This is a genomic window from Vibrio sp. S/42/10, from assembly GCF_029890535.1.
In the GTDB taxonomy this organism is placed as follows: Bacteria; Pseudomonadota; Gammaproteobacteria; order Enterobacterales; family Vibrionaceae; genus Vibrio; species Vibrio cyclitrophicus.
This window is the reverse complement of sequence record NZ_JAKMZC010000007.1, coordinates 1-25,795: the sequence shown is the minus strand read 5'-3', so window position 1 is coordinate 25,795 and position 25,795 is coordinate 1. Positions and strand designations below refer to the sequence as shown.

23 protein-coding genes and 3 tRNA genes are annotated in these 25,795 nt (G+C 43.7%); 5 read left to right on the top strand and 21 right to left on the bottom strand.

Annotated features, from left to right (window positions below; all coding sequences use genetic code 11):
• Positions 1-106: 106 nt before the first annotated feature.
• The 3 genes from L8S15_RS09740 to L8S15_RS09730 all read left to right on the top strand — a co-directional run bounded on the left by L8S15_RS09740 (position 107) and on the right by L8S15_RS09730 (position 3,137).
• Entirely contained in the window at positions 107-580 is a 474-nt protein-coding gene (locus L8S15_RS09740; protein ID WP_010439069.1) for a GreA/GreB family elongation factor, read from the top strand.
• Positions 581-667: 87 nt separating this feature from the next.
• A complete protein-coding gene (locus tag L8S15_RS09735) occupies positions 668-1,462 on the top strand; it encodes a YggN family protein (protein ID WP_010439072.1) in 795 nt (264 codons plus the stop codon).
• 313 nt (positions 1,463-1,775) lie between these two features.
• The gene (locus L8S15_RS09730) at positions 1,776-3,137 is read left to right on the top strand and encodes a sodium-dependent transporter (RefSeq protein ID WP_016768331.1); all 1,362 of its coding nucleotides are present in this window, start codon (positions 1,776-1,778) and stop codon (positions 3,135-3,137) included.
• 172 nt (positions 3,138-3,309) lie between these two features.
• On the opposite strand, the gene lipA is transcribed toward L8S15_RS09730, so the two are convergent.
• From lipA to leuS, 12 genes are all read right to left on the bottom strand, one after another.
• The gene (gene lipA, locus L8S15_RS09725) at positions 3,310-4,275 is read right to left on the bottom strand and encodes a lipoyl synthase (RefSeq protein ID WP_010439078.1); all 966 of its coding nucleotides are present in this window, start codon (positions 4,273-4,275) and stop codon (positions 3,310-3,312) included.
• A 4-nt stretch (positions 4,276-4,279) separates the two neighbouring features.
• Complete coding sequence (gene lipB / locus L8S15_RS09720) at positions 4,280-4,939, bottom strand: lipoyl(octanoyl) transferase LipB (protein ID WP_010439081.1); 660 nt, start codon at positions 4,937-4,939, stop codon at positions 4,280-4,282.
• A gap of 194 nt (positions 4,940-5,133) precedes the next feature.
• Entirely contained in the window at positions 5,134-5,412 is a 279-nt protein-coding gene (gene ybeD, locus L8S15_RS09715) for a DUF493 family protein YbeD (protein ID WP_026084358.1), read from the bottom strand.
• A 231-nt stretch (positions 5,413-5,643) separates the two neighbouring features.
• Positions 5,644-6,825 carry a serine hydrolase gene (locus tag L8S15_RS09710; RefSeq protein ID WP_010439089.1) on the bottom strand — a complete coding sequence of 394 codons (1,182 nt, stop codon included), beginning with the start codon at positions 6,823-6,825 and terminating at the stop codon, positions 5,644-5,646.
• Positions 6,826-6,918: 93 nt separating this feature from the next.
• Positions 6,919-7,761, bottom strand: coding sequence for a septal ring lytic transglycosylase RlpA family protein (locus L8S15_RS09705; protein ID WP_016785976.1), 843 nt, complete (start codon positions 7,759-7,761; stop codon positions 6,919-6,921).
• 3 nt (positions 7,762-7,764) lie between these two features.
• A complete protein-coding gene (gene rodA, locus L8S15_RS09700) occupies positions 7,765-8,886 on the bottom strand; it encodes a rod shape-determining protein RodA (RefSeq protein ID WP_010439095.1) in 1,122 nt (373 codons plus the stop codon).
• Complete coding sequence (gene mrdA, locus L8S15_RS09695; RefSeq protein ID WP_016785975.1) at positions 8,886-10,778, bottom strand: penicillin-binding protein 2; 1,893 nt, start codon at positions 10,776-10,778, stop codon at positions 8,886-8,888. The genes rodA and mrdA overlap by 1 nt, the downstream gene beginning before the upstream one ends.
• Before the next feature lie 6 nt (positions 10,779-10,784).
• The gene (gene rlmH / locus L8S15_RS09690) at positions 10,785-11,255 is read right to left on the bottom strand and encodes a 23S rRNA (pseudouridine(1915)-N(3))-methyltransferase RlmH (RefSeq protein WP_004735246.1); all 471 of its coding nucleotides are present in this window, start codon (positions 11,253-11,255) and stop codon (positions 10,785-10,787) included.
• Positions 11,256-11,258: 3 nt separating this feature from the next.
• A complete protein-coding gene (rsfS, locus tag L8S15_RS09685; protein ID WP_004735247.1) occupies positions 11,259-11,576 on the bottom strand; it encodes a ribosome silencing factor in 318 nt (105 codons plus the stop codon).
• Positions 11,577-11,642: 66 nt separating this feature from the next.
• Complete coding sequence (gene holA / locus L8S15_RS09680; protein WP_016768326.1) at positions 11,643-12,668, bottom strand: DNA polymerase III subunit delta; 1,026 nt, start codon at positions 12,666-12,668, stop codon at positions 11,643-11,645.
• 9 nt (positions 12,669-12,677) lie between these two features.
• On the bottom strand, positions 12,678-13,334 hold the full coding sequence (gene lptE, locus L8S15_RS09675; protein ID WP_010439119.1) for an LPS assembly lipoprotein LptE: 657 nt from the start codon (positions 13,332-13,334) through the stop codon (positions 12,678-12,680).
• 182 nt (positions 13,335-13,516) lie between these two features.
• The gene (leuS, locus tag L8S15_RS09670) at positions 13,517-16,093 is read right to left on the bottom strand and encodes a leucine--tRNA ligase (RefSeq protein ID WP_010439121.1); all 2,577 of its coding nucleotides are present in this window, start codon (positions 16,091-16,093) and stop codon (positions 13,517-13,519) included.
• 266 nt (positions 16,094-16,359) lie between these two features.
• Between leuS and L8S15_RS09665 the strand changes: the two genes are divergently transcribed.
• Positions 16,360-16,830 carry a zinc ribbon-containing protein gene (locus L8S15_RS09665; RefSeq protein ID WP_016768323.1) on the top strand — a complete coding sequence of 157 codons (471 nt, stop codon included), beginning with the start codon at positions 16,360-16,362 and terminating at the stop codon, positions 16,828-16,830.
• A gap of 99 nt (positions 16,831-16,929) precedes the next feature.
• Here L8S15_RS09665 and lnt read toward each other — a convergent pair whose 3' ends face one another.
• From lnt to miaB, 5 genes are all read right to left on the bottom strand, one after another.
• Positions 16,930-18,453: an apolipoprotein N-acyltransferase gene (gene lnt / locus L8S15_RS09660; RefSeq protein WP_016768322.1), complete on the bottom strand. Its 1,524-nt coding sequence runs from the start codon at positions 18,451-18,453 to the stop codon at positions 16,930-16,932.
• Positions 18,454-18,485: 32 nt separating this feature from the next.
• Positions 18,486-19,376 (bottom strand): CNNM family magnesium/cobalt transport protein CorC, encoded by an 891-nt coding sequence (gene corC / locus L8S15_RS09655; protein WP_010439130.1) that lies wholly within the window; start codon positions 19,374-19,376, stop codon positions 18,486-18,488.
• Between the two features lie 120 nt (positions 19,377-19,496).
• A complete protein-coding gene (gene ybeY / locus L8S15_RS09650) occupies positions 19,497-19,958 on the bottom strand; it encodes an rRNA maturation RNase YbeY (protein WP_016768321.1) in 462 nt (153 codons plus the stop codon).
• On the bottom strand, positions 19,959-21,080 hold the full coding sequence (locus L8S15_RS09645; protein ID WP_010439135.1) for a PhoH family protein: 1,122 nt from the start codon (positions 21,078-21,080) through the stop codon (positions 19,959-19,961).
• Between the two features lie 164 nt (positions 21,081-21,244).
• Positions 21,245-22,669 (bottom strand): tRNA (N6-isopentenyl adenosine(37)-C2)-methylthiotransferase MiaB, encoded by a 1,425-nt coding sequence (miaB, locus tag L8S15_RS09640; protein WP_010439137.1) that lies wholly within the window; start codon positions 22,667-22,669, stop codon positions 21,245-21,247.
• Between the two features lie 308 nt (positions 22,670-22,977).
• Here miaB and L8S15_RS09635 point away from each other — a divergent pair, with 308 nt between their 5' ends.
• The gene (locus L8S15_RS09635; RefSeq protein ID WP_010439139.1) at positions 22,978-24,153 is read left to right on the top strand and encodes a 2-octaprenyl-3-methyl-6-methoxy-1,4-benzoquinol hydroxylase; all 1,176 of its coding nucleotides are present in this window, start codon (positions 22,978-22,980) and stop codon (positions 24,151-24,153) included.
• Positions 24,154-24,221: 68 nt separating this feature from the next.
• Here L8S15_RS09635 and L8S15_RS09630 read toward each other — a convergent pair whose 3' ends face one another.
• The 4 genes from L8S15_RS09630 to L8S15_RS09615 form a co-directional block, all read right to left on the bottom strand.
• A complete protein-coding gene (locus L8S15_RS09630; RefSeq protein ID WP_016787610.1) occupies positions 24,222-25,268 on the bottom strand; it encodes a lactonase family protein in 1,047 nt (348 codons plus the stop codon).
• 158 nt (positions 25,269-25,426) lie between these two features.
• Positions 25,427-25,511 (bottom strand) — tRNA-Leu (locus L8S15_RS09625).
• Between the two features lie 55 nt (positions 25,512-25,566).
• Positions 25,567-25,643: transfer RNA gene (locus L8S15_RS09620), tRNA-Met, on the bottom strand.
• Between the two features lie 32 nt (positions 25,644-25,675).
• Positions 25,676-25,760, bottom strand: a tRNA-Leu gene (locus L8S15_RS09615).
• Positions 25,761-25,795: the final 35 nt, after the last annotated feature.

The following is a 25,795-nucleotide window of genomic DNA, read 5'->3' as shown; positions in this document are numbered from 1 at the left end:
AAAGCGGTCACCTCTCGATGATAGCGCTGCTTTATGAATCAAATGTCTTGCACCTGATTGTACCTAATTCTATTCTGTAGCTCCTATAGAAAAGCACTTCAAAAGTATGAATAAGTCTGAGCTTCTACAAATAATCATAGAGCAACTTGAATCCCGATTACGTATCGCACAATCTGCGACTCAACGCGCCATTGACGCTGCGACAGATGAAGAGACAGTACCTGAGCATAAGTACGATACATTGGCACTAGAAGCTTCATATCTTGCCCATGGTCAAGCGATGCGAGTGCAGGAGTGTGAAGATGATATCCAGTGCTACCGAAATCTCGTCTTACGAGACAGTGAAAAGATTGCAGTAAGCAGCTATGTTGTGGTTATTGACGAAAATGATGAATGTAAACACTTTTTCATTGGGCCAAGAGTCGGAGGACTTTCTGTCGCGTGGAATGATCATGAGGTTGCTATCGTAACGGTGAACGCACCTTTTGGTCAGGCTCTAATGGGTAAAGAAATCGGTGATGAGGTTGAGTTCATGGTTGCTGATAAGCGATTTTTCTATGAAGTGGTATCGATTGACTGAATATTAGACCAATAAATATAAACGTTTCTCTGACAAAGAAGCATAAACCAAGGGTATAGTCATTAGTCAGATTAATGAGAGGATGTTATGAAAAGTAATGTATTTACGAAAAACCGTGTATTTACGAAAAACAATGTATTAATCGCATCGTTAACAGCGGTAATCTCTTTTGTGAGCCTGCCAACTTTTGCTGCCCAGTGTCGAGTTGATTTGAAGAATGAATTACGAATTGATGATCAAAAAGTCGAAATCCATCAAGTAAACGGTGATACAGCGATTCTCGATGGCAACAACGATCTTTATATTCATGGTGAAAAGGTGGCACTTGATGCCGTTCAACAAGCGGCGATTGAAAAATACCGCGACAGCATGAATGAGTATTTGCCTCGTGCAAAACAAATGGCGAATGACAGCTTAGCCTTGGCGAATGATGTTATTGATGACATCGCTGCCAGCCTAGATTCTCCAGAGTCGTTTGATAATGTAAAAGAATCAATGAAAACGTACTTTGCTGAATTAGAGTCTCGTTACTATAAAGATGGCGAGTTAGTCCTGCCGGCTGACAGTTTCGATTCTATGGCCAATGGCTGGTCTGAAGATTTCGAAAAGGCTAAGGAGATCTTTAACCAAGAGTTTATCTCAAGTGCCTTTAATGCGATGTCTGAAAAGATGAAGCAAGACGGTGGTTTAAACCTTACCGAATTGGCTGATAGTATGGCTGAATTAAAGCTTAAAGTTGAAGAGCGGATGAAAGAGCATGCTCAACAAATGGAAGAGGAAGGCACTGAGTTCTGTGATTCTCTTGATGAGATGGCAGAACAAGAGAAAGAATTGCATGAAATCATCCCTAACCTAAAAGACTATCAAGTATTCACTATTTAATCTGAATTTAACGATGAAGAATAAGAGCACCGGTTGGTGCTCTTTTTGTATGTGTGTCTTTATGGATGTAGGTGTTTATGGAGCTATGGGTTCAGCCGCACGAGCAACTAACTCGAGATACTCTATTTTTCTTAGCCCGCATCTCGTTTTGTCGTTATCCAGTAAACGATAAGACCAGTTATTTGTTAACTATGTGGTTATAAATAGCGTATTGATTGTAAAAATTAGAGAATTGTTCATTTATTAGTTGTGCCTATCATTGCTTTTTATTACTGTACTCCTCAACTAGTTCACTGATTTTTGTGCAGGCAATATGGATCAACAATCTTCCTCTTCAAGAGAGCATTTCAGCTCTCGTTTAGGTTTTATTTTGGCAGCGGCGGGGGCAGCTGTTGGTTTGGGTAATATTTGGGGGTTCCCAACTCAAGTTGCCAGTAACGGTGGTGGTGCCTTTCTTCTTGTCTATTTGATCATGATCTTCGTAGTTGCCTTCCCTATGCTGGTGGTTGAGATGGCGATTGGCCGTCATGGTCAAGCAAATCCTGTCGATAGTATGCGCTCGTTGACCACTAGCCCTTTGGGTAAGAAAGTCGGTGAGTTTGTCGGTTGGGTCGGGTTGAGTGTGCCAAGCGCCGTGTTGGCATTTTATAGTATTGTTGGTGGCTGGTTGATCTGCTTCCTAATTGGTGCTGTCGCTGATCTGATTGGTCTGGAGGCTGCTGCGGATTGGTTTAAAGGCTTCAGTGTTGAGCGAAATGTATTTGGCACTGTCGCATTCTATGTGCTGACTATTTTGATTGTTCAGGGCGGTGTTAAGCAAGGTATCGAGAAATGGTCGACTCGTTTGATGCCAGCGCTGTTTGTTTTGTTTGGTTTATTGTTTATTTACATCATGACGCAATCTGGCGCGATGGAAGGTCTAAAACATTATCTAGTTCCAGACTTCGAGAAAGTGTGGGATAGAAAACTGATTCTGGCGGCAATGGGACAGGGGTTCTTCTCGCTCACCATTGGTGGTTGTTCAATGTTGGTTTATGGCTCTTACTTAAGCAAGAAAGAGAATTTACCAAAAATGGCAATGAACGTTACTTTAGTTGATACAGCTGTTGCTTTTATTGCGGGTTTAGTTGTGATGCCAGCAATGTTTGTTGCGATGCAAAAAGGTGTTCAAATCTACGCTGAAGATGGCTCATTATTAAGCTCTGATACGCTAGTATTCACGGTTCTGCCTTTGATGTTTGACAGTTTAGGCGTACTTGGTCAGATCTTCGCGATTGTCTTCTTTTTGTTGCTAACGATTGCCGCGCTGACTTCATCGATTTCGATGCTGGAAGGGCCTGTAGCGCTAGTGAGTGAGCGTTTCAATACCAGACGAACACCAACGAGTTGGGTGATTGGTGGTGTTATTGCACTGTTCAGTGTGGTGATTGTTTACAACTTTGCCGCGATGTTTGGAATGGTTGCGATGATAGCGACTCAGTACCTTCAACCGGTTGCTGCACTGATGTTTTGCCTATTTGGTGGTTGGGTATGGAGCCGAGCTTCAAAAGTGAAAGAGCTTGAGCAAGGTTGCCCTGACTTCCAATTGGGTTGGTTTGGTAAGGTTTGGCCAATGTATGTGAAGTTCGTGTGCCCAATCTTAGTGGCGACGGTTATCTGGGCTTCATTTGGTTAACGCAGAGCTCATCTGAACCTAAACACTCAGAACTTGAAATGTTAAGCACAAAGCCACTCATAGGGAGTGGCTTTGTTGTTTCGATATGAAGGTATAGCTGAATTTGCAAGATAGAAAAAAGGCGCTGAACATAATAGTCAGCGCCTTTGTATTTTTAGTTAAGTAATCGTGACTACTTAATTTCCATACCTTGTGCTTGTAAGTCTGCATGGTAAGAAGAACGTACAAACGGGCCACAAGCTGCGTGAGTGAAGCCTAGTTCTAGAGCAATTTCTTTCAGCTCATCAAACTCTGAAGGTGGCACGTAACGTTCAACGGGTAAGTGGTGACGGCTTGGCGCAAGATATTGGCCAAGTGTTAGCATCGTTACACCATGTTCACGAAGGTCTTTCAGCACTTGAACGATCTCTTCTTTCGTCTCACCAAGCCCCATCATCACACCTGACTTCGTTGGAATGTCTGGGTGCTGCTCTTTGAATTTTCTCAACAGATCGAGAGACCACTTGTAGTTCGCGCCTGGACGAGCTTTACGGTATAAGCGCGGCGCTGTCTCTAGATTGTGGTTAAAAACATCTGGCGGGTTGTCTTTCATTAGATCAAGTGCAACGTCCATACGACCACGGAAATCTGGAACCAGTGTTTCAATGCGAATGTTTGGATTCTGTTCGCGAATTTCACGGTTACAGTCAGCAAAGTGCTGAGCACCACCATCACGCAGGTCATCACGGTCAACCGAGGTGATTACTACATACTTCAGTTTCATATCTTTAATCGTCTTAGCCAGTTTCTTCGGCTCTTCTGTTTCAGGAGCAACAGGACGACCATGGGCAACATCACAGAAAGGGCAGCGACGAGTACAGATAGCGCCAAGAATCATAAACGTTGCCGTACCGTGGTTAAAACACTCGGCTAGGTTAGGGCAAGACGCTTCTTCACAAACTGAGTGCAGGTTGTTTTTACGCATTGCTGATTTGATTTCTTGGATACGATGGCTGTCTGAAGGAAGTTTAATCTTCATCCATTCTGGCTTACGTAAAACTTCTTTCTGTTCAGCAGGCATATTCTTTACGGGAATTAATGCCATTTTGTCAGCGTCACGATATTTAACGCCTTTTTCCATTTGGATTGGTTTGCTCATGATTTTATGCTTCTGCTGTAATGTTACTGGTGGCCTGAATGTCTACTTGGTCATAGCCGAGTAGCTCTACGAGCTCTTGTATTAACTGTTGCTCAACGTTTTCTAGTTCACTTGGCCCGCCGAGTTGGCTTACCTGCGCCATTTCCATCCCTTGGTAACCACACGGGTTAATACGAAGAAATGGAGACAGGTCCATATCGACGTTGAGTGCTAGCCCATGGAACGAACAGCCACGTCGAATACGCAATCCAAGTGAACAGATTTTCTTGCCATCGACATAAACACCAGGAGCGTCAGGTCGGGCAGATGAATCTATATTGTAAGCTTTCAGAGTATTGATTACGAGGTTCTCGATATGAGTCACCAAATCGCGAACTCCAAATTTCTTGCGGCGGATGTTAATCAGAAAGTAAGCGACTAACTGACCTGGACCATGATAAGTCACTTGGCCACCGCGATCGCTTTGTATCACAGGGATATCACCAGCATTTAATACATGCTCAGCTTTACCTGCTTGTCCTTGAGTGAAGACAGGGTTGTGTTCAACCAACCAAATTTGGTCTACGTCTTCTTCCGTGCGTTCGTCTGTGAACTTATGCATGGCTTTCCACACAGGTTCGTAATCCTGACGGCCTAATTTTTTTACGATTAGCTTATTTTGCAAAGCAGCACTCCCTCAAGGATTAATAAAGTGAACGCATTATAAACGCGAAACATGATTCTAACTACAGACGGACTGCAAGGTTTTTCAACTTTCTTTGTATTTATTGAAAATTAAGTTGAATGTTTTGGGTGCTGATAGGTCGCTTTAAACAAAAACAGCGGCAATAAGCCGCTGTTTTCATGTGTAATCGAAGATTACAGAACCATACGAACGATTTCGATCTCGCCCAGTTCTTTATATAGCGTTTCTACTTGCTCAATTGATGTCGCTGTAATGTTGATAGAAACAGAGTGGTAGTTACCTTTTGCACTCGGTTTTAGCGTTGGGCTGTAGTCACCAGGAGCATGACGCTGAATCACTTCTAGCACTAGCTCAGTCAGTTCTGGCTTCGCGTGGCCCATAACTTTATAAGTGAATGAACAAGGGAACTCTAAGAGATCTTTTAGTTTTGCATCAGAATTGATGTTCATGATTAGCTCCAAAAGGCTAGAATCTCGCAAATAGGCGAAATGTCGATAAAAAACGTTTTCGGTCAACAGACACGAATAATAAGGCGGAATATTACGTGTAAATATCACCGAACTCAAGATCAACAAAAGCCGCACAGAGCGGCTTTTAGTTCACTAATGAGTAAATCATGAACTTACTCATTAGGTTAGCTATACAACAAATTCGGTTTTACTTAGAACAAACCTTTAGCTTGTTTAGAATAAACCCTTGAACAGAAGAACTAGGTAGTCCCATAGACGGCTGAATAGGCTGCCTTGGTCGACATCTTCAAGTGCTAGTAGTGGGTATTCAGCTACGTCTTCACCGTCGACTTGGTAGAATAGTTTACCAACTACATCGCCTTTGCTGATTGGTGCTTCAAGTTCTTTTTCAAGAACGAAACTTGCTTTCAGGTTCTTAGCTTGGCCTCGAGGTAGAGTAACGAATGTATCTTCGTCTACACCCAGTGCCACAGTATCTTGGCTACCCATCCAGATCTTTTCTTCTACGAAGGTTTCTCCAGCTGTGTGCGGTGCCACTGTTTCGAAGAAACGGAAGCCGTAGCTTAGTAGCTTTTTGCTTTCTGTTTTACGAGCGTTAGCATTTTTAGTGCCCATAACAACAGCAACTAGGCGCATTTTGCCTTCTGTCGCTGAGCTTACTAGGCTGTAACCTGCGTTACTTGTGTGGCCCGTTTTGATGCCATCAACGTTCATACTTTTATCCCATAACAGACCATTACGGTTGTATTGGGTGATGCCGTTGTATGTAAATTTTTTCTCTGAGTAGATACGGTACTCATCAGGAACGTCACGAATGAGTGCCTGACCAAGTAGAGCCATATCGTAAGGGGTAGAGTACAGATTCGGGTTATCTAGACCGTGCACATTAGCAAAGTGCGTGTCTTTCATGCCGATAGAGCTTGCCCATGCGTTCATTAGGTCAACAAATGCATCTTCAGAACCTGCAATGTGCTCAGCCATCGCAACACAAGCATCATTACCTGATTGAATGATGATGCCACGGTTCAGCTCTTCAACCTTCACGGTTGTGCCCACTTCCACGAACATCTTAGAAGAATCAGGGAAGTTTTTAGCCCAAGCATTTTCACTGATAACAACGTCATCGGTTAGATTGATGTTGCCACGATCCAGCTCTTGGCCGATCACGTAGCTCGTCATCATCTTGGTTAAACTTGCTGGAGAAAGCTGAGTGTTCATCTCTTTCTCTGCTAGTACTTTGCCTGAATGGTAATCCATCAGAACAAAACCCTTAGCGGCGATTTGAGGTGCATCAGGAACAACAATAGGAGCGGCGAATGACGATGTAGCTATCGTTGCAGAAAGAGCAACAGAAGTAGCAAAAATCGATTTAACAAGTTTATTAGATTTAATCATTTTGAATGCAATTATTTGGTGAACTATTCATATATTAACAGAATCACTCTGTCACACCAGAGCGCTGATTACCAGAAGTAACTGTTAGATTAATTAGCGGGTTAGCGTGTGTTTCTTTATATAAGCTGACGGGTAACCCATTAGCTTAACTTGTTCCAATTTCTCTTGAGTCAGAGCATAGTCATGAAATGGCCCAAGCATCAATCGGTAGTTGTCATCATTTGGCTGCAAAAACGTTGCTACTGCTAGCTTTTCGCCTAAATTTTTGGCTAACTTCTCAGTTCTATCTTTATGAGGTGATGTGGCCACTTGAATAATAAATTGCGGTAAAGCCGCCTTTTTATTTGCGTCAGTTGGCATAGCCACAGTGATGACTTCAATCTCAACATTAGCTGTGCCCGTTCTCAAAACATCGAGCTTGTAAGCCGCCGCATAACTAAGGTCAATAATTCGGCCTTCATGGAATGGACCTCGGTCATTGATACGAACAATCGTCGTTTTATTATTGTCGGTATTCGTCACTTTTACATAGCTTGGAATTGGCAAGGTTTTGTGAGCAGCAGACATCGAATACATGTCATAGATCTCACCATTTGATGTTAAATGACCATGAAATTTCTTACCGTACCAAGAGGCTTTTCCTTTCTCGGTAAACCCTTCTGTTTTCCTGACGATTTTGTAATCTTCACCACGCAGAGTGTAGTTATTATTACCGCCTAAACTGTAAGGTTCATACTGAGGGTGAGCATCTTCTAAGTGCTCGACTGATATTGGCGTATCTGGCGCAATATCCGAATCAATGTCATAGCGGCCTGTTGGTTTCTGAGAAGAACAACCGTTGATTACCATCGCTAAGCCTACTATCGAGACTATCTTTTTGATTGACAGCCTATCAACAAAGGGGGCTTTTTTGATTAACGTTGTATTGATAGACATCGATTAAGTCGCCTTTGAAAATGCTTTTCTGTGTGTATGGATTGACATTAAAATACCAAAACCAGCCATTAGGGTAACCATTGAAGTACCACCATAGCTAACCAAAGGAAGAGGAACCCCAACCACTGGAAGAATGCCACTTACCATGCCTATGTTTACAAATATATAGACAAAGAAGCTCAGTACAATGCTGCCGCCCATCATTCTACCGAATGCTGTTTGAGCCTGGCTAGCAAGTACTAAGCCACGTCCAATAATGAATAGGTAGATAGCAAGTAAGAACAAAATTCCGATCATGCCCCACTCTTCTGCAATGACAGCAAAGATGAAGTCGGTGTGTCTTTCTGGAATGAATTCCAGTTGGGACTGAGTACCTTGCAACCAACCTTTTCCTGATATCCCACCAGAACCTATCGCAATCTTACTTTGGATAATGTGGTAACCCGCACCTAATGGATCTGATTCAGGATCAAAAAGGGTTCTTACACGTACTTTTTGATATTCGCGCATCAAGAAGAACCACAAAATCGGAATAAATGCGCCCAGGGCAATCGCAGCACTCGCTATAATTTTCCAGCTGATACCAGCAAGGAATATCACAAAGATACCAGATGCTGCAATGAGTATTGAAGTGCCTAAGTCGGGCTGCTTAGCGATAAGAATCGTGGGTACAAACACCATTACCAACGAGATAGCCAAAGTTTGGAAAGTCGGTGGAAGTGAGCGCTTACCGATAAATCGAGCCAGCATTAAAGGTACTGCAAGCTTCAGCAGTTCTGAGGGCTGGAATCTGATAAAGCCAAAGTTCAACCAGCGCTGAGCACCTTTAGAGGCTTCACCAAAGAACAACACGCCTAACAACAAGATGACACCGCCTGCAAACAGTAGCGGTGCCAAGGTTTCATAGGTTCGGGGTGAAAGTTGCGCTAAGAAGATCATCACACCTAAAGACAGCACCATACGCATCGCTTGGCGGTCCATCATCGCGAGGCTTTGTCCACTGGCGCTATACATGATCAATAAGGCAAAACCCATTAAGACAAGAATGCCGAGTAATAGTGGTAGGTCGATATGCAGCCTTTCAAACAAGGCTCTATTTCGTCCGGTAGAAGGATCAAGTTTCATTATTTCGTTGCCTTACTTTCATCTTCTTTAGCGAGGATTATGTGGTCCAATATTTTTCTGACGACAGGGCCGCCATTTGATGAACCACCACCTGCGTTTTCTAATACGATAGTCACAACCGCTTCCGGATCTTCAAAAGGCGCATAACCAGTAAAGAGTGCGTGATCGCGTAAATGCTCTGCGATTTCGTCAGCGTTGTACTCTTCATCTTCTTTTAGGCCAAAGACTTGTGCGGTACCTGATTTACCAGCGGTTTGGTAAGACATATTCTGGAACGAACGCCTTGCCGTTCCTTTGCGTCCGTGGTTTACCAACCTCATGCCTTCTTGTGCGATATCCCAATATTTTTGTTTAACCCCAGTGACCGGTGGATAGGTTTCGATTTCCGATACTGTTTGTTCATCGAATGGCTGACCATTATCAATTGTTGAGCGCAACAAGTGAGGGGCGATTACTTCCCCTTCATTAACTAATACTGAGGTTGCCTTCGCGATTTGCATCGGTGTCGCTGTCCAGTAGCCTTGGCCAATACCAACAGGGATCGTATCACCTTGATACCAAGGCACACGGTGTCTTGCCATTTTCCATTCACGCGTTGGCATATTGGCTTTACTTTCTTCGTGAATATCGATGCCAGTGTAATCACCGAAGCCAAACATCATCATCCATTTAGATAGGCGATCGATGCCTAGATCAAAGGCTATTTGGTAAAAGAAGGTATCTACCGACTCTTCAATTGCTTTCTCTATATCGACGACTCCGTGACCCCAGCGAAGCCAGTCACGGAAAGGTTTTGTCTTAGAGTTTGGTATTTTCCAATAACCAGGGTCATTACGTGTTGTATTTGGCGTGATCACGCCTTCTTGTAAAGCAGCTACCGCGATGAACGGTTTGATCGTAGACGCTGGCGGATAAATCCCCAACGTGGCACGGTTAACCAAAGGTCGATCTTTGTTTTGCAATAGCGCGTTATAACCTTTAGAGGAAATACCATGCACAAATGCATTGGGATCATAGCTTGGGCTAGAGACCATCGCTAGTACGCCATTGTCTTTGGGATCGAGAACGACCGCCGAACCACGTCGACCATCGAGTAGTTTGTGTACGTATAACTGCAGCTTGATATCTAAGTTCAGCACGATATCTTTGCCTGGAACGGAAGGAACAAACTTGAGCGTGCGGATCACTCGCCCGCGACTGTTTACTTCGACTTCTTGATAACCAGCCGTGCCGTGTAACATATCTTCATAATAGCGCTCTATACCAAGCTTACCGATATCGCGTGTAGCTTGGTAATTAGCGTCTTTCTCTTCTCGAACTAAGCGTTGCATATCGCGATCATTGATACGTGATACATAGCCTATGACGTGAGTCAGCACATCACCATAAGGATAGAAACGCTTCAACGTTCCTGTCACTTCAACTCCCGGGAATTTATGTTGGTTTACAGAGAAGATCGCAACCTGTTCTTCGGTAAGCTGATTTAGAATGGGTACTGATTTGAAACGTCGTGAGTTGCGACGCTCACGGTTAAATCGTTCGATTCGTTCTGGCGGAATCTCGATTAATGTTTGCAAACGGATGATCGTATCATCCATATCTTTAATTTTTTCAGGTATGATCTCTAGGTTGAAAACAGGACGGTTTTCAGCCAGGAGTACACCGTTTCGGTCGTAAATTAGACCACGGTTAGGTGCAATTGGCACGACCTTGATGCGGTTGTCGTTAGAGCGAGTTTTATAGTCCTGATATTGGTTGACCTGAATGTTATACAGGTTAACGACCAACATCGACATCATCACTATGATCCCCATAAACGCAACAAAAGCACGGCTAGTAAATAGTCGTGCTTCTGCTTTGTAATCACGGATTTGGCTACGTTTACGTAACATTAACGCTTATTCTCGATGATAAGGATGGTTAGCAGTGATGCTCCAAGCTCGATACAAGCTTTCAGCCATGATAACGCGTACTAATGGGTGAGGGAGAGTAAGCGCAGACAGAGACCAGCTTTGATCTGCTGCCGCTTTACATGCAGGAGCTAATCCTTCAGGCCCGCCAATCAGGATAGAAACGTCACGTCCATCCAGTTTCCAACTTTCCAATTGCTCAGCCAGTTGTGGTGTATCCCATTTTTTACCTGGGATATCGAGCGTGACAATGCGATTTCCTTTTGGAACCGCTGCTAACATTGCTTCGCCTTCTTTTTGAAGAATTCGTGCAATATCAGCATTTTTACCGCGTTTCCCCGCAGTGATCTCAATGAGTTCTAATGGCATATCATGAGGGAAGCGGCGTTTATATTCTTTAAACCCTTCTTCAACCCACTTTGGCATTTTTGTACCAACTGCGATTAACTGGATCTTCAACGCTTAGCCCCAAAGTTTTTCTAGTTGGTAAAGTTCACGATGTTCTTCTTGCATAACGTGAAGCATGCTGGTGCCCATATCTAGAACAACCCATTCACCTTCTTGCTGACCATCCATACCTAGTGGCTGCATACCTGCTTTACGGACTTCATCAGCAACATGTTGTGCAATAGAGGCAACATGGCGCTTAGAAGTACCAGTGCAAACGATCATGTAATCAGTAACACTTGATTTGCCTTCTACATCGATGGTAACAATCGATTCTGCTTTCATGTCGTCGGCTTTGTCTGCAAGAAAATCTTTTAGTTCTTCACGTAACACAGGGTGTTCCTTTAATCTGAAATTAGCTTTGTTTAGGATCTATTGACCCTAGAATATAACACGCTTTTATGCGTGAAATGGTATTGAAGCTGTAGGGAGACAAAACTCTACACTTAACTGATGAATTAGTGGCCAAGGCGACTGTTCATATTGAGTTTTTGTCATCAATTCTGCTTGTGTGAGCAGCGCAAACAAAGAGTGTAATTGAGAAATTGAAACTCTTGTTAGCGCGGCGTTATAAAGAGGCTTTTTAGATTGCCAGATACGGTGCTTTTCAAAGACTTGGCTGATCGGCATCTGTTTCATTTGTTGCTGCATTTGCAATAGCAGAGCAAGTTCACGCTGTATGCTACGCAGCAAGATAACTGGCTCGACACCTTCCGCTTCCAATTGTCTCAGAATTCGTTGTGCTCGATTGCCTTTACCTGCCAGTAATGCATCACTCCAATGGAAGGGAGTAAAGTGATTGTGGCGGCTTAGAGACTCTTCTAAGCGTACTAACGTAAGCTTTCCGTCTGGATATTGAAGCGCCAATTTTTCTAAGCTTTGTGTTAGAGCAAATAGATTACCCTCATGCCATTGTGCCAGCATTTGAATAGCTTCAGGATCTGGCAGTAAACCGATTTTACGACAGCGCGCTTGAACAAACTGAGGTAGTCGGCCAACATCCGGAGTTAGGCAGCTGACCCAATGTCCTTGATTCGAGAGCGCCTTAAACCATTTTGCATTCTCTTGAGCTTTAGTGAGTTTAGTGCCCACCAAGATCAACAATATATCACTGTGGATATGCTCGGAGATCGCGAGAAGCTCTTTTGCTATCGCGGCATTGACTCCTGATTCTGGTAGCTCAAGTTCGATGATCTGACGGCTAGAGAATAGGCTTAGCGCTTGAGTGCAGTCGTAGACTTGATTCCAGTCGAGGCTATTATCAATCGCAAAGCGATGGCGTTCATCGAAGCCTTGCTCTTTAGCTGCCTTTTGAATCGATTCTCTACTTTCTTGTAGCAACAAAGGCTCGTTGCCAAAAATCAGATAAACGTTACTTAGCTGCTTTGCAAGTTGCTCAGGTAAACGATCGGCAAAAATACGCATCAAATAAACCTATTGTTCAGCCGATTCGCTTAGTGTTGACTGCTCTTCGGAAGTCGGTACTGTTTCTGCGTCTTCAATTTCGATGTTTTTGATGTTGTATTGCTTCTCAAGTTCTTTTACTTGAACGTGCTCTAACGCTTCTAGGTCCATGTTATCTGCCGCTATGTTGGCTTTTAATCGAGCCATCTGACGAAGGATTTGGCTTGTTGCCAACTTACGCATTTCATCTTCGATCATGTCTCGTTCAACCGACTTCGCAAGTGCAGTTAACGGGTTATCTAGATAGCTACGGGTTACGCTAGTCGAGAATGTTTTATCACCAAGCTCTGGTATCGTTACGCGATACCTAGCTCTGAACGTCAGCTCTTTCTCTGCCGCACGAGTATTTTGATAAAGAGATAGAGTTCGCTCACTCACGCTTTCGCTAATAATATGCAAATTCGGTGTGTTTCCAGCTGGTGGGATAATTTCTACATCGTTCATACGCAGCTGACCTTTCATCATACGTGTAAACGTGCTGTATTGGTCGTAACTGGTCACAGAGATCTTGTTAAGTTCTTCTGGCACTGAGTAATCACCGCGTAGGTGGAAACCACAGGCACTCAATAGGCTAACGGTTAGAATAACAATAGTAACTTTCAATGAAGATAGTGAAATCAGGCGCATTATTTGATGGCTCTCATGAAGGTAGAATACTTATTTAAAGGCTTTAGCTTTTTGGCGTGGGGTTAGTCACTGAAAGTAAAGCGCTTAAATAAGTAGACAGGGTAATTAGCTACCCTGTCTACAGACTGCTTTTGATGAATTAAGTTCGTTAATTCTTTAGCAATTGCATTGTGCTAACGAAATTAGTTAGCAACGATGTTTAGAAGCTTACCAGGTACGAAGATAACCTTACGGATCGTTAGGTCATCTAGGAACTTTTTAGCGTTCTCATCGTTTAGACCAAGTTCACGAACTTGCTCTTCGGTTGCGTCAGCAGCAACAGTCAGTTTCGCACGCAGCTTACCGTTGATCATTACAACGATAGTCTTCTCGTCTTCAACTAGCGCTTTCTCATCGAAGGTTGGCCATGTTGCTGAATCTACGTTTGATTCACCCAGTGCAATCCACATTTCGTAAGAGATGTGTGGCGTCATTGGGTAAAGCATGCGAACGACAGCTTTTAGTGCTTCATCAAGGATTGCACGATCTTGTACAGATTCTTGAGGTGCTTTCGCTAGCTTATTCATCAGTTCCATGATTGCAGCGATGGCTGTGTTGAACGTTTGGCGACGGCCGATATCGTCCGTTACTTTCGCGATAGTCTTGTGGATATCACGACGAAGTGCTTTCTGGTCGCCAGATAGCGCAGAAGCATCAACAGATTCAGCAGCACCTTTAGAAGAGTGAGCATGAACCAGTTTCCAAACACGTTTAAGGAAACGGTTTGCACCTTCAACGCCAGACTCTTGCCACTCAAGAGTCATATCTGCAGGTGATGCAAACATCATGAATAGACGTACAGTATCAGCGCCGTACTTGTCTACCATCTCTTGTGGGTCTATACCGTTGTTTTTAGACTTAGACATTTTGATCATGCCTGAGTGTTCAACTTCGCGGCCTTGAGCGTCGACTGCTTTTTCGATGCGACCTTTACCGTCACGTTCAACCGTTACGTCAGTCGGAGCAATCCACTCTTTGGTGCCTTTTTCGTTTTCGTGATAGAACGCGTCAGCCAGAACCATGCCTTGACATAGAAGTTGCTTGAACGGTTCATCAGATGTCACGTAACCAGCATCACGTAGAAGCTTGTGGAAGAAACGAGAGTAAAGCAGGTGCATACAAGCATGCTCGATACCACCAACGTATTGGTCAACCGGTAGCCAGTAGTTTGCTTTCTCTGGATCTAGAATGTCGTCAGCTTGTGGTGAACAGTAACGTGCGTAGTACCATGAAGATTCCATGAAAGTATCAAACGTATCAGTTTCACGCAGCGCAGGTTCGCCATTGAATGTTGTTTCAGCCCAAGACTTGTCTGCTTTGATTGGGCTAGTAACGCCATCCATTACCACGTCTTCAGGAAGAATAACGGGCAATTGGTCTGCTGGTACTGGGTGAACTTCACCGTCTTCTGTCGTTACCATTGGGATTGGAGCGCCCCAGTAACGCTGACGAGAAACACCCCAGTCACGTAGACGGAAGTTTACTGTTTTCTTACCTTTGCCTTCAGCTTCAAGTTTCGCAGCTATTGCATCGAATGCTTCTTGGAACGCAAGACCATCGAATTCGCCAGAATCGAACAGTACACCTTTCTCTGTGTAAGCCGCTTCAGATACATCCAGTTCAGAACCATCTTCAGGTTTGATTACCGGAATGATATCGATACCGTACTTAGTTGCGAATTCGTAATCACGTTGATCGTGAGCTGGAACCGCCATTACCGCACCTGTGCCGTAATCCATAAGAACGAAGTTTGCTACGTAAACTGGCACAACACGACCGTTAAGAGGGTGGATAGCTGTTAGGCCAGTATCCATACCTTTCTTTTCCATTGTTGCTAATTCGGCTTCAGCCACTTTCGTGTTGCGACATTCATCAACGAATGCTGCAAGTTCAGGGTTGTTCTTCGATGCTTTCTCTGCAAGTGGGTGACCAGCAGCGATACCAACGTAAGAAACACCCATTAGCGTGTCTGGACGTGTTGTGTAAACTTCTAGCGGTGCTTCTTCGCCGTTAACAGCGAAAGATAGCTCAACACCTTCAGAGCGACCGATCCAGTTACGCTGCATGGTTTTAACCATTTCAGGCCAACCTTCAAGGTTATCTAGATCGTCTAGTAGCTCTTGAGCGTATTCAGTGATTTTAATGAACCACTGTGGAATCTTCTTTTGTTCTACTGGGGTGTCACAACGCCAGCAGCAACCGTCTTCCACTTGCTCGTTTGCAAGTACAGTTTGGTCGTTTGGACACCAGTTCACAGAAGAGGTCTTCTTGTAAACTAGGCCTTTTTCGTAAAGCTTGGTGAAGAACTCTTGCTCCCAACGGTAGTACTCAGGTGTACACGTTGCGAATTCACGGTTCCAGTCGTAACCAAAGCCTAAAAGCTTTAGTTGGTTTTTCATGTACTCAATGTTTTCGTAAGTCCATGGTGCAGGCGCCGTGTTGTTTTTTACAGCTGCATTTTCTGCAGGCAGGCCGAATGCATCCCAACCGATTGGTTGCATTACGTTTTTACCTTGTAGACGTTGGAAACGAGATACCACATCACCGATGGTGTAGTTACGCACGTGGCCCATGTGCAGTCGACCACTTGGGTATGGGAACATAGAAAGACAGTAGAATTTTTCTTTGTTTGGGTCTTCACTTACAACGAAAGTTTCGCTGTTATCCCAGTGTTGTTGAACCTTTTGTTCAATCTCTTGCGGGTTATATTGTTCTTGCATCGATGGTATCCGGTTATCTTGGAATTTGTGAGTTCGGTTAGAACAGAATCTTACAGATCGTCATAGAATACCTAAAGCAGCTGAGTACAACAATAGTTATACCCGTCATACTTGCAGTTGCTGCATGGTTGATTACGTAAATTCCACCTAATTACTCACGACAGCTATGCTTAAAGGTACGAATTGCATTTGTTTGTTAAGGATTCGTCGCTTAACTTTGCACACGTTAACTAAGATAAAAGTATGTAATCTTGAGGAGGTTTTTTATGCCGAAGAAAAAAGCACTTTATGAAGAAGTTGTCGAAGAGGTGATTGAAACGCTGAAGCATAGTCCTGAAGAACTCAACAACAAAATTGAAACATCAGGTAAGTTAGCAAAAGCGGCCAACGACATGACCAAAGATGAGCTGTCGCTGATCTCAGCTTATGTGAAGTCGGACTTGAAAGAGTTCTCAGAAAGCTATGAAGAGAGCAAAAATGGCCCATTCTATTTGATGATTACTGACTCTATTTGGCAAGGGTTACTGGACATAACTGATCGTACTAAGGTGGAGTGGGTTGAGCTGTTCCAAGATCTAGAGCATCAAGGATTATATCAAGCAGATGAAGTGATAGGGTTAGGCACATTGGTATGTGATGAATGTGGGCATCAAACCGAATATAATCACCCTACAATGATTATTCCTTGTATTAAATGCGGCTCGAAAGGGTTTAGCCGCAAGTCATTAAAACCTTAAACGTTTTCTTCCAAATCGTTTAAGTACCATAAAACAAAAGGTTGACGCTCTCACGTCAACCTTAAAATTTTCGACGTATCACGTATCACGTATCACGTATCACGTATCAGTTTTTGGTCTTCTCATAATCCAGCCTGCAATTAAACTCAGTACTGCCCAGATATACAGCGGCCAAGTACCCACGACTCTATAAGGGGTTTGACCGTCGGTTGAAACAAGCTCTGCTTTTAAAATGGCAGTTTCAAACTGAGGTATTTGCTTGATGATATTGCCTTTGTAATCTGTTACAGCCGTCACACCGTTGTTGGTAGAGCGAATTAGTGGCTTACCAAGCTCCAGAGCACGCATTTGTGCGATTTCCATATGTTGTAATGGTCCAATCGAACGGCCGAACCACGCATCGTTAGAGAGCGTTAGAATAAAGTCAGTTTCATCCGTTACGTTTTGTCTCACTTGATCATTGAAGATGATCTCATAACAAAGCGCTGGTGCTAGATGACGACCATTTGCCACGATGTTTGGCTGAACGAAATCGCCACGGCTAAATGATGACATTGGCAAGTTAAAGAACGGTGCTAACGGGCGTAGGATATCCTCAAACGGCACAAATTCACCAAATGGTAGAAGATGATGTTTATGATAGCGTTCGTCTGGATCATAGCTGTACTCACCGTATGGATTGACTCCCAGAGAAAGAACACTGTTGTAGTACTTCTTATCTTCAGATTGATTTAACACACCTGTGATAATTGCACTGTTGTTCATTTTCGCTGCGCTATCTAAGTTACGTAGGAAAGATGGAATCTCAACTTCGAATGCTGGAATAGCGGCTTCAGGCCAGATGATGATATCAGCGTCCCAGTTTTCTCTACTCAAATCGGTGTACTTCATCATCGTTGGCCAGCGATGGCTAGGTAGCCATTTGCTGTCTTGGTCGACGTTACCTTGAATCAATACCACTGAGGTGGTTTTTTCAGGGTTCGGTGTCACCCAATCGATATTTCGAAGACCGAAACCTGCACTTAAGACAACTGCAGGTATGATGCCGACACTCCACGCTTTATTTATGATCGTATAAGCGAGTGCAGAAGCTGACACAATAATCGCTAGCGTCACAAGCTCGACACCACCAATCGGTGCGAATGAACTTAGTGGAGAGTCGATTTGGCTGTAGCCTAACCAAAGCCAAGGGAATCCTGTCATTACCCAACCGCGTAACCAGTCAGAGATTAACCACAATGCTGGGGCCGCGAGGAAAAAGCGACTTAGGTTATTAGCAGGGAAGAATTTGTTTAGACTCCAGGTAAAGAGGCCTGAATATACGGCTAGATAGCCTACAAGCAATGCCATCAAAAACAGGTTGGCCGCAAGTGGCATGCCGCCAAAACCATCAATGCTGACGTATACCCAGCTAATACCTGTTGTGAACTGACCTAAACCCCATGCGTAGCCAATCCAAAGCGCACTTTTAGGAGAGCGGTTGTGGATCAATAGCAGCAACAAAGCAGGGCTGATAATAGCAAGAGGCCATATGGAATATGGAGCGAATGAAAGGGTGGTTATAGCGCCAACAAAAACGGCCGCAAGCGGCCGTAATAGGCGATGAATAAAGGTCTTAGTCATCTAATTTCTGTCATCTCTTTAGAGAGAAGTTGTTATTCTTCGATAGTCGGAAGAGGTTGCTCATCAGGTATAGTTACCTGTAGCTGAATCACACGACGATTATCTGCGGACGTTATTTTGAAATGGTAGCTTCCAATTTCTACAATTTCTCCACGAACCGGTAGATGACCGAGTGCTGTCATCACCATACCGCCAACTGTATCCACTTCATCATCACTAAAGGTGGTTCCAAATGTATCGTTGAAATCTTCAATAGTGGTTAAAGCTTTAACAGAGAAGGTATGCTTGCTCAGCTTACGAATGTCTAACTCTTCTTCATCGTCGAACTCGTCTTCAATTTCACCAACGATTTCTTCGAGGATATCTTCAATGGTTACTAGGCCAGATACACCGCCAAATTCATCCACAACGATAGACATGTGGTAACGCTCTTCTTGGAATTCCTTGAGCAGGCGATCAACGCGTTTGCTTTCAGGTACAACTACAACAGGGCGGATCACTTGTTCGATGTCAAATGGGGCGCTTTCTGAACCCAAATACTTAAGTAGGTCCTTCGCTAATAGAATGCCTTCTACATGGTCTTTATCTTCACTGATCACCGGGTAGCGAGAGTGTTGAGCATCAGTAATAAGCGCAATCAATGTATCTAAATCATCGGTGCGTTCAACTGTAACCATTTGAGAGCGAGGTAGCATGATATCGCGTACTCGCATCTCTGAAATTTCCATAACACCTTCGAGCATGTCGCGCGTGTCGTGGTCAATTAGGTCATTAATTTCTGAGTCGCGGATTACATCTACGAGCTCTTGGCGATCTTTTACTTCACCTTGAAATAGTTGGCCTAGGCGTTCAAAGAAGGACTTTCTACTCGGACCTTCAGATTTTTTACTTCCCTCAGAAGTGGGGGGGTTACCTTCGTTCATGATTTCTCAAAAAATAACGCTATCAGAAGTGTGATAGCACACGTTACAACTCAGATTCCTGCGAAAACCACAGGTTCGATGAGTTATTGTTTCTCTGCAACCTACTTTACTAGAATCAATTTACTTTTCTAGAATATACGGGTCTTCAAACCCCATAGTTTGCATGATTTCTGTCTCGAGTGACTCCATCTCTTCAGCTTCATCATCTTCGATATGATCATAACCTAGCAGATGCAGACTGCCATGTACAACCATATGAGCCCAGTGTGCTAACAGAGGCTTATTTTGCTCTTCTGCTTCTTTTTCGACGACTTGGCGACAGATAATGAGGTCGCCAAGTAGATCTAACTCTATCCCTGGAGGAGCCTCGAATGGAAAAGACAGCACGTTAGTTGGCTTATCTTTTCCACGGTATTCATGATTAAGCTGGTGGCTTTCTTGTGTATCTACGATACGAACCGTCAACTCGGCGTTCTCTTGAAACTGAGGAATAGTCTTATTTAACCAAAGCTGAATATCTTGTTCGGTTGGAAGACCTTGCTCATTTTCGACCGCTAATTGTAGGTCTAGTTCAATAGACATCTATTTATCACCTTGCTCTGCAATGACAGAACTATTTTGTGTTGCTAATTGTGTCGTAACAGCTTGCTGAGCCTCAAGAAGTTTGGCTTCTCGTTCTTCACGTTTACGGGCCTCAAACTCTTTACGCTCTTTTTGGTCTTTGGCTTCCCACTTCTCGTAGGCATTAACGATACGAGCAACGACAGGATGACGAACGACGTCTTCAGACATGAAGAAGTTAAAGCTAATGTCATCAACTTCACTAAGCACTTCAGTTGCATGGCGTAGGCCTGATTTTGCCCCTCGAGGTAAATCGATTTGAGTGATATCACCTGTGATGACAGCGCGTGAGTTAAAGCCGATACGCGTTAAGAACATTTTCATCTGTTCTACCGTAGTGTTTTGGCTCTCATCAAGAATGATGAACGCATCATTCAATGTACGACCACGCATGTAAGCCAGTGGTGCAACTTCAATTACGTTACGTTCAATCAATTTCTCAACTCGTTCAAAGCCGAGCATCTCAAACAGCGCATCGTAAAGTGGACGCAAATATGGATCGACTTTCTGGCTTAGATCTCCAGGAAGGAAACCAAGCTTCTCACCTGCTTCGACGGCTGGGCGAGTTAGTAGGATTCGGCGAACTTCTTGACGTTCAAGTGCATCAACCGCAGCCGCAACAGCTAAGTACGTTTTACCCGTACCAGCAGGTCCAATACCAAAAGTGATGTCATGAGTGACCATATTCATTAGGTATTGTGCTTGGTTCGGCGTACGAGGTTTAATGACGCCTTTTTTAGTCTTAATGGTCACTTCTTTGCCGTAGTCAATCTCAGACTCGACGTGTTGCTCCAAAATACCAGACTCCGCGATCGCTAGATGCACTTGCTCTGGTTCGATATCAATTATGTTGCCTTTAACAGGAGCCGTTTCAACATAGAGGTGCTTGATGATGTCTAAAGCTGCGGCTGTAGTGTGAGGTTTACCGACGATAGTGAAGAAGTTGCTACGGTAGTTAATCTCAACGCCAAGACGACGCTCAAGGTGCTTTATGTTGTCGTCGAATGGTCCGCATAAACTTGCCAAGCGCTTGTTATCTGCTGGTTCTAGATTTATCTCTAAGGTAACGATTTTATTGCTCAAATTAGCCTCTCATTTTGTACCATTCTCTCTTAAATAAAAAAAAAAGAGCAAGAAGCCCGATTTAGACCGGGCTTCTGATGGTGATTCCCTATTTCTAAGATGGTCACTTAGTTAGGTAATTTCAAGCTTTGTGTTTGAGCTTTGTGCTCAAACAGTTGTATTACCTATGGCGTAAACGTGGCTACACCTAGCTCATCTTCGCGTTTTGTTTTTTCCATCATTTCTGCTGGAGTCATTACAACGCGTAAGCCCATATCTTTTTCTGTGCGAACTAACTCACCACGTAGTGAGTTGGTGTACACCTCGGTGATCTTCACATCTACGAACTGGCCGATTAGGTCAGCAGAACCTTCGAAGTTCACAACACGACTGTTTTCAGTACGGCCACGCAGTTCCATTAGGTTCTTTCTTGATGGACCTTCAACAAGGATGCGCTGCTCTGTGCCTAGCATTAGGCGGGAAAAGCGCATAGCTTGTGTGTTTACTGTCTGTTGCAGTTCCCACAGGCGATCTTTTTTCTCTTGTGTTGGTACATCACATGGGTAATCTGCTGCTGGTGTGCCTGGGCGCGGAGAGAAAATAAAGCTGAAGCTCATATCGAAATCAACTTCTTTAATCAGTTTCATCGTATCTTGGAAGTCTTGTTTAGACTCTCCTGGGAAACCAACAATAAAGTCTGAACTAATTTGAATATCAGGACGAGCTTTACGCAGTTTACGGATAATAGACTTGTACTCGATAGCCGTATGTGGACGCTTCATCATTGTAAGAATACGATCACTACCACTTTGTACTGGTAAGTGTAAGAAGCTCACAAGTTCAGGTGTATCTTTGTAAACTTCGATAATGTCGTCACCAAACTCAAGTGGGTGGCTTGTCGTGAAGCGAATACGGTCGATACCATCAATTGAAGCAACAAGACGAAGAAGCTCTGCGAATGAACAGATATCGCCTTCGTGTGTTGGGCCTCGATACGCGTTTACGTTCTGACCAAGTAGGTTAACTTCACGTACGCCTTGCTCTGCAAGTTGAGCAACTTCGAATAGTACATCATCCATTGGGCGGCTAACTTCTTCACCACGTGTGTACGGCACAACACAGTAAGTACAGTACTTCGAACAGCCTTCCATAATTGAAACAAATGCAGTTGCACCGTCTGCTTTTGGCTCTGGCAGGTTATCAAATTTTTCGATCTCAGGGAACGAGATGTCCATTACAGGCTTTTCGTTAGACAGTGATGACTTAATCATTTCTGGCAGGCGGTGTAATGTTTGTGGGCCAAAGATAACGTCTACGTACGGAGCGCGTTGACGGATATGGTCACCTTCTTGAGTGGCTACACAGCCACCCACACCGATCACTACACCTTCTTTTTTATCTTTAAGCGTTTTCCAACGACCAAGCTGGTGGAATACTTTTTCTTGCGCTTTTTCGCGGATAGAACAAGTATTCAGTAGTAGTACGTCTGCTTCCTCAGGTACTTCAGTTAGCTCATAGCCATTTGCAGCGTTAAGCAGGTCGGCCATTTTTGATGAATCGTATTCATTCATCTGACAGCCCCAAGTTTTAATTAGCAGTTTCTTACTCATTATATGTTCGCTCGATCGTTAGTTTAATTTAAGGGAGCAAATCGCCCATTATTCATCCGCTAGTCTGGTTCGTCATAAATCGGTATTCAATCTTATGACGGTCTATAGCGGCAAGCGGCGTATTGTACTGGTTTCAAAACCGACTGACTAGTAGTCTGAACAAATCTCTTTTGTCTTGGTTTTTATTATCGTTAACGCCATATACCATAAGGGATAACCCTTTTTTCAAATAAGGTTTTTGGTTACAAGTTAGTTATGAAAAAGTACAATCAAAAATAGTCAAAGAATCAAACTGATAAGTACAAAATATGAACAGTTACGATATTGTGGTAGTTGGTGGTGGCATGGTTGGTGCGGCAACAGCGATCGGCTTTGCGAAACAAGGGCTGAGTGTTGCTGTGATTGAAGGTTTTGCCCCACAAGCTTTTGATGAGTCGCAAGCGATGGACATTCGTGTGTCGGCGATTTCTCAAGCATCGGTCGATTTACTTGAAGCTCTTGGTGCATGGCAAAGTATTGCAGCGATGCGCGTTTGTTCTTACAAGCGATTGGAAACTTGGGAACATCCAGAGTGTCGTACTCGTTTTGATGCTGCATCACTGGATCTGCCCCGTCTAGGCTATATTGTCGAGAACAGACTGATTCAGTTAGGCTTATGGTCTCAATTTGATGCCCATGACAATCTCGAACTGTTATGTCCAGAAAAGTTGGATGAGATTGAGTATGGTGAAACCAATATCGTTAAGCTTCAATCAGGAACTGAGTTATCAGCGAAGTGGGTGGTTGGTGCTGATGGTGCTAACTCAGTCGTTCGTCAACATGCTGGAATTGGCATTACGGCTTGGGATTATCGACAACACTGTATGCTTATCAATGTCGAAACAGAACAACCTCAGCAAGATATTACTTGGCAACAATTTCTACCAAGTGGCCCTCGTTCATTTCTGCCTTTGTGTTCTTTAATCTCTGACGGTCAAGAAGTCGGGCAGGGATCGTTGGTTTGGTATGACTCCCCATCTCGCATTAAGCAATTATCATCGATGACCCCTGAAAAGTTACGTAATGAAGTACTTGTTAATTTCCCTACGGAATTGGGAGACATCAAAGTCCTCAACTCTGGTTCGTTCCCCCTTACTCGGCGTCATGCTCAATCATACTCGAAGAATAACTGTATTTTAGTCGGAGACTCTGCGCATACGATCAACCCTTTGGCTGGGCAGGGTGTTAACTTGGGCTTCAAAGATGTATCAGTATTGTTGGATGTCACCAAAGAAAAGGGGGAATTGAATCAGTCTGTAGCAAGACGCTACGAAGTGATAAGAAGAGGCGACAACCTTATGATGCAGAGTGGCATGGATTTTTTCTACAAGACATTCAGCAACGACATTGGTCCGCTTAAGTTTGTACGTAATGCCGCACTAAAACTAGCAGAGAACTCTGGGCCGATTAAAACTCAAGTATTGAAATACGCCTTGGGTCTTTAAGTCGCTAGTTTAATTGGTTACAAAAGAAGAGGAGAGCTGATGCTCTCCTTTTTTGTATCTGGTGATTACTATCGCTGTTGCGTCACACAAACAGGCGCATCTAGCTCTAACGAGTAGCCTGTATAAACCAAAGAACCGTCCTCATTATCTCGCTTGAATGAGGTGATGTTGTTGGAGTGTTGGTTGGCGGCGATAAGCCATTTCCCATCGTCAGTTATATGGAAGTCTCTTGGGAATTTACCTTCAGTGTCGTAGCTTTCAATGAAATTCAGTTTTTGAGTCTCAGAGTCGATTTTGAAGTTGCTGATTCTTGATTGGTGTCGACATGACACATAAAGGAATTGCTCATCAGGGGATAGCTTAATCGCAGCTGCGGCTTCTCCCTTCTCCATATTAGGCAATGCATCAATCTCTTCCACTACATTCCAAATGCCTAAAACCTTTTCCAAAATCAGTAACGTTTCAGAGAGTTCACAGACCACATAGGCTCTGTCTTCAGCTTTGTTAAAGATTAAATGACGAGGTCCATTGCCGGCGGGCACCTTAATAGACTGCATTGGCTCATCAAGGAACTCTTCTTGTTCTTCATCAAAGCAATAGAAGTTGATGCGATCGGTGCCGAGATCGACGGTCACAAACTGTGGTGAGTTTTGTAGGAACAGACATTGATGGGCGTGTGGGCTGGTTTGTCGCTCTTTGTTTGGCCCGGAACCAACCATCTTGATTGTTTTGAGTCGCTTATCGATGCTGCCATTGATACTCAAGCTAAAGATATCGAATGTGCCTGATGAGTATTGCGACGTGATAGCAAACTTATTGTGTGGATCTATCGCGATGTGACAGGGGTGATTTCCTGAGATGGGACTTGCATTGGACGTTATCTGCGAATCAACATTAGGTATATGAATGAGCTGGGGCTGTTTTTGCTGATTAACTTCAGATGCAGTATAGATCCCTGTCTTTGTTGCAGTAACAAAAGAGGGGTTAGTGCATTTTCTGATCAGCTCTAGAGATAATAGTTTTCCAGTTTCTAGATCTAACTGAGTTTGATAAACACCTTGGCTTTTACTTGGCGTATCCGTGTAGCAACCGATCGTTAAAGGGAGGGTTTTCATAGGCTAGTCATACTCAATTAGAAAATGGAGCTGACATTGTCTTATAAAATTGTATTAAAAGTGAGGTTATAGAAGAGAATACTTGGTGACTTGGCTAGCAGATTTGCATATTCCAGATAAAACAAAACCCAGCTAAAAAGCTGGGTTCTATTTAATGATGGTGCGGTCGGAGAGACTTGAACTCTCACACCTCTCGGCGCCAGAACCTAAATCTGGTGCGTCTACCAATTCCGCCACGACCGCAGCAAATCTTTATAGTCATATCGAATATTGGTGCTTCAATAAGACGTTGTATAAGTGGTGGCTACTGCGGGATTTGAACCTGCGACCCCATCATTATGAGTGATGTGCTCTAACCAACTGAGCTAAGTAGCCATAATAAATCTAATAGATTCATTATTAAATAATGGTGCGGTCGGAGAGACTTGAACTCTCACACCTCTCGGCGCCAGAACCTAAATCTGGTGCGTCTACCAATTCCGCCACGACCGCAGCAAAGCTTTTACTCTAGCGAAGAGTATAGTTAA

What these genes read in the sequence shown, in the direction of transcription:
- L8S15_RS09665 (WP_016768323.1), top strand. Translation starts at nt 16,360, where the DNA reads ATGCCGAAGAAAAAAGCACTTTATGAAGAAGTTGTCGAAGAGGTGATT.
- holA (WP_016768326.1), bottom strand. Translation starts at nt 12,668, where the DNA reads ATGCGTATTTTTGCCGATCGTTTACCTGAGCAACTTGCAAAGCAGCTA.
- corC (WP_010439130.1), bottom strand. Translation starts at nt 19,376, where the DNA reads ATGAACGAAGGTAACCCCCCCACTTCTGAGGGAAGTAAAAAATCTGAA.
- L8S15_RS09630 (WP_016787610.1), bottom strand. Translation starts at nt 25,268, where the DNA reads ATGAAAACCCTCCCTTTAACGATCGGTTGCTACACGGATACGCCAAGT.
- lnt (WP_016768322.1), bottom strand. Translation starts at nt 18,453, where the DNA reads ATGACTAAGACCTTTATTCATCGCCTATTACGGCCGCTTGCGGCCGTT.
- L8S15_RS09740 (WP_010439069.1), top strand. Translation starts at nt 107, where the DNA reads ATGAATAAGTCTGAGCTTCTACAAATAATCATAGAGCAACTTGAATCC.
- ybeY (WP_016768321.1), bottom strand. Translation starts at nt 19,958, where the DNA reads ATGTCTATTGAACTAGACCTACAATTAGCGGTCGAAAATGAGCAAGGT.
- miaB (WP_010439137.1), bottom strand. Translation starts at nt 22,669, where the DNA reads ATGAGTAAGAAACTGCTAATTAAAACTTGGGGCTGTCAGATGAATGAA.
- L8S15_RS09635 (WP_010439139.1), top strand. Translation starts at nt 22,978, where the DNA reads ATGAACAGTTACGATATTGTGGTAGTTGGTGGTGGCATGGTTGGTGCG.
- lptE (WP_010439119.1), bottom strand. Translation starts at nt 13,334, where the DNA reads ATGCGCCTGATTTCACTATCTTCATTGAAAGTTACTATTGTTATTCTA.
- rodA (WP_010439095.1), bottom strand. Translation starts at nt 8,886, where the DNA reads ATGAAACTTGATCCTTCTACCGGACGAAATAGAGCCTTGTTTGAAAGG.
- L8S15_RS09710 (WP_010439089.1), bottom strand. Translation starts at nt 6,825, where the DNA reads ATGATTAAATCTAATAAACTTGTTAAATCGATTTTTGCTACTTCTGTT.
- L8S15_RS09705 (WP_016785976.1), bottom strand. Translation starts at nt 7,761, where the DNA reads ATGTCTATCAATACAACGTTAATCAAAAAAGCCCCCTTTGTTGATAGG.
- lipA (WP_010439078.1), bottom strand. Translation starts at nt 4,275, where the DNA reads ATGAGCAAACCAATCCAAATGGAAAAAGGCGTTAAATATCGTGACGCT.
- mrdA (WP_016785975.1), bottom strand. Translation starts at nt 10,778, where the DNA reads ATGTTACGTAAACGTAGCCAAATCCGTGATTACAAAGCAGAAGCACGA.
- L8S15_RS09730 (WP_016768331.1), top strand. Translation starts at nt 1,776, where the DNA reads ATGGATCAACAATCTTCCTCTTCAAGAGAGCATTTCAGCTCTCGTTTA.
- leuS (WP_010439121.1), bottom strand. Translation starts at nt 16,093, where the DNA reads ATGCAAGAACAATATAACCCGCAAGAGATTGAACAAAAGGTTCAACAA.
- L8S15_RS09735 (WP_010439072.1), top strand. Translation starts at nt 668, where the DNA reads ATGAAAAGTAATGTATTTACGAAAAACCGTGTATTTACGAAAAACAAT.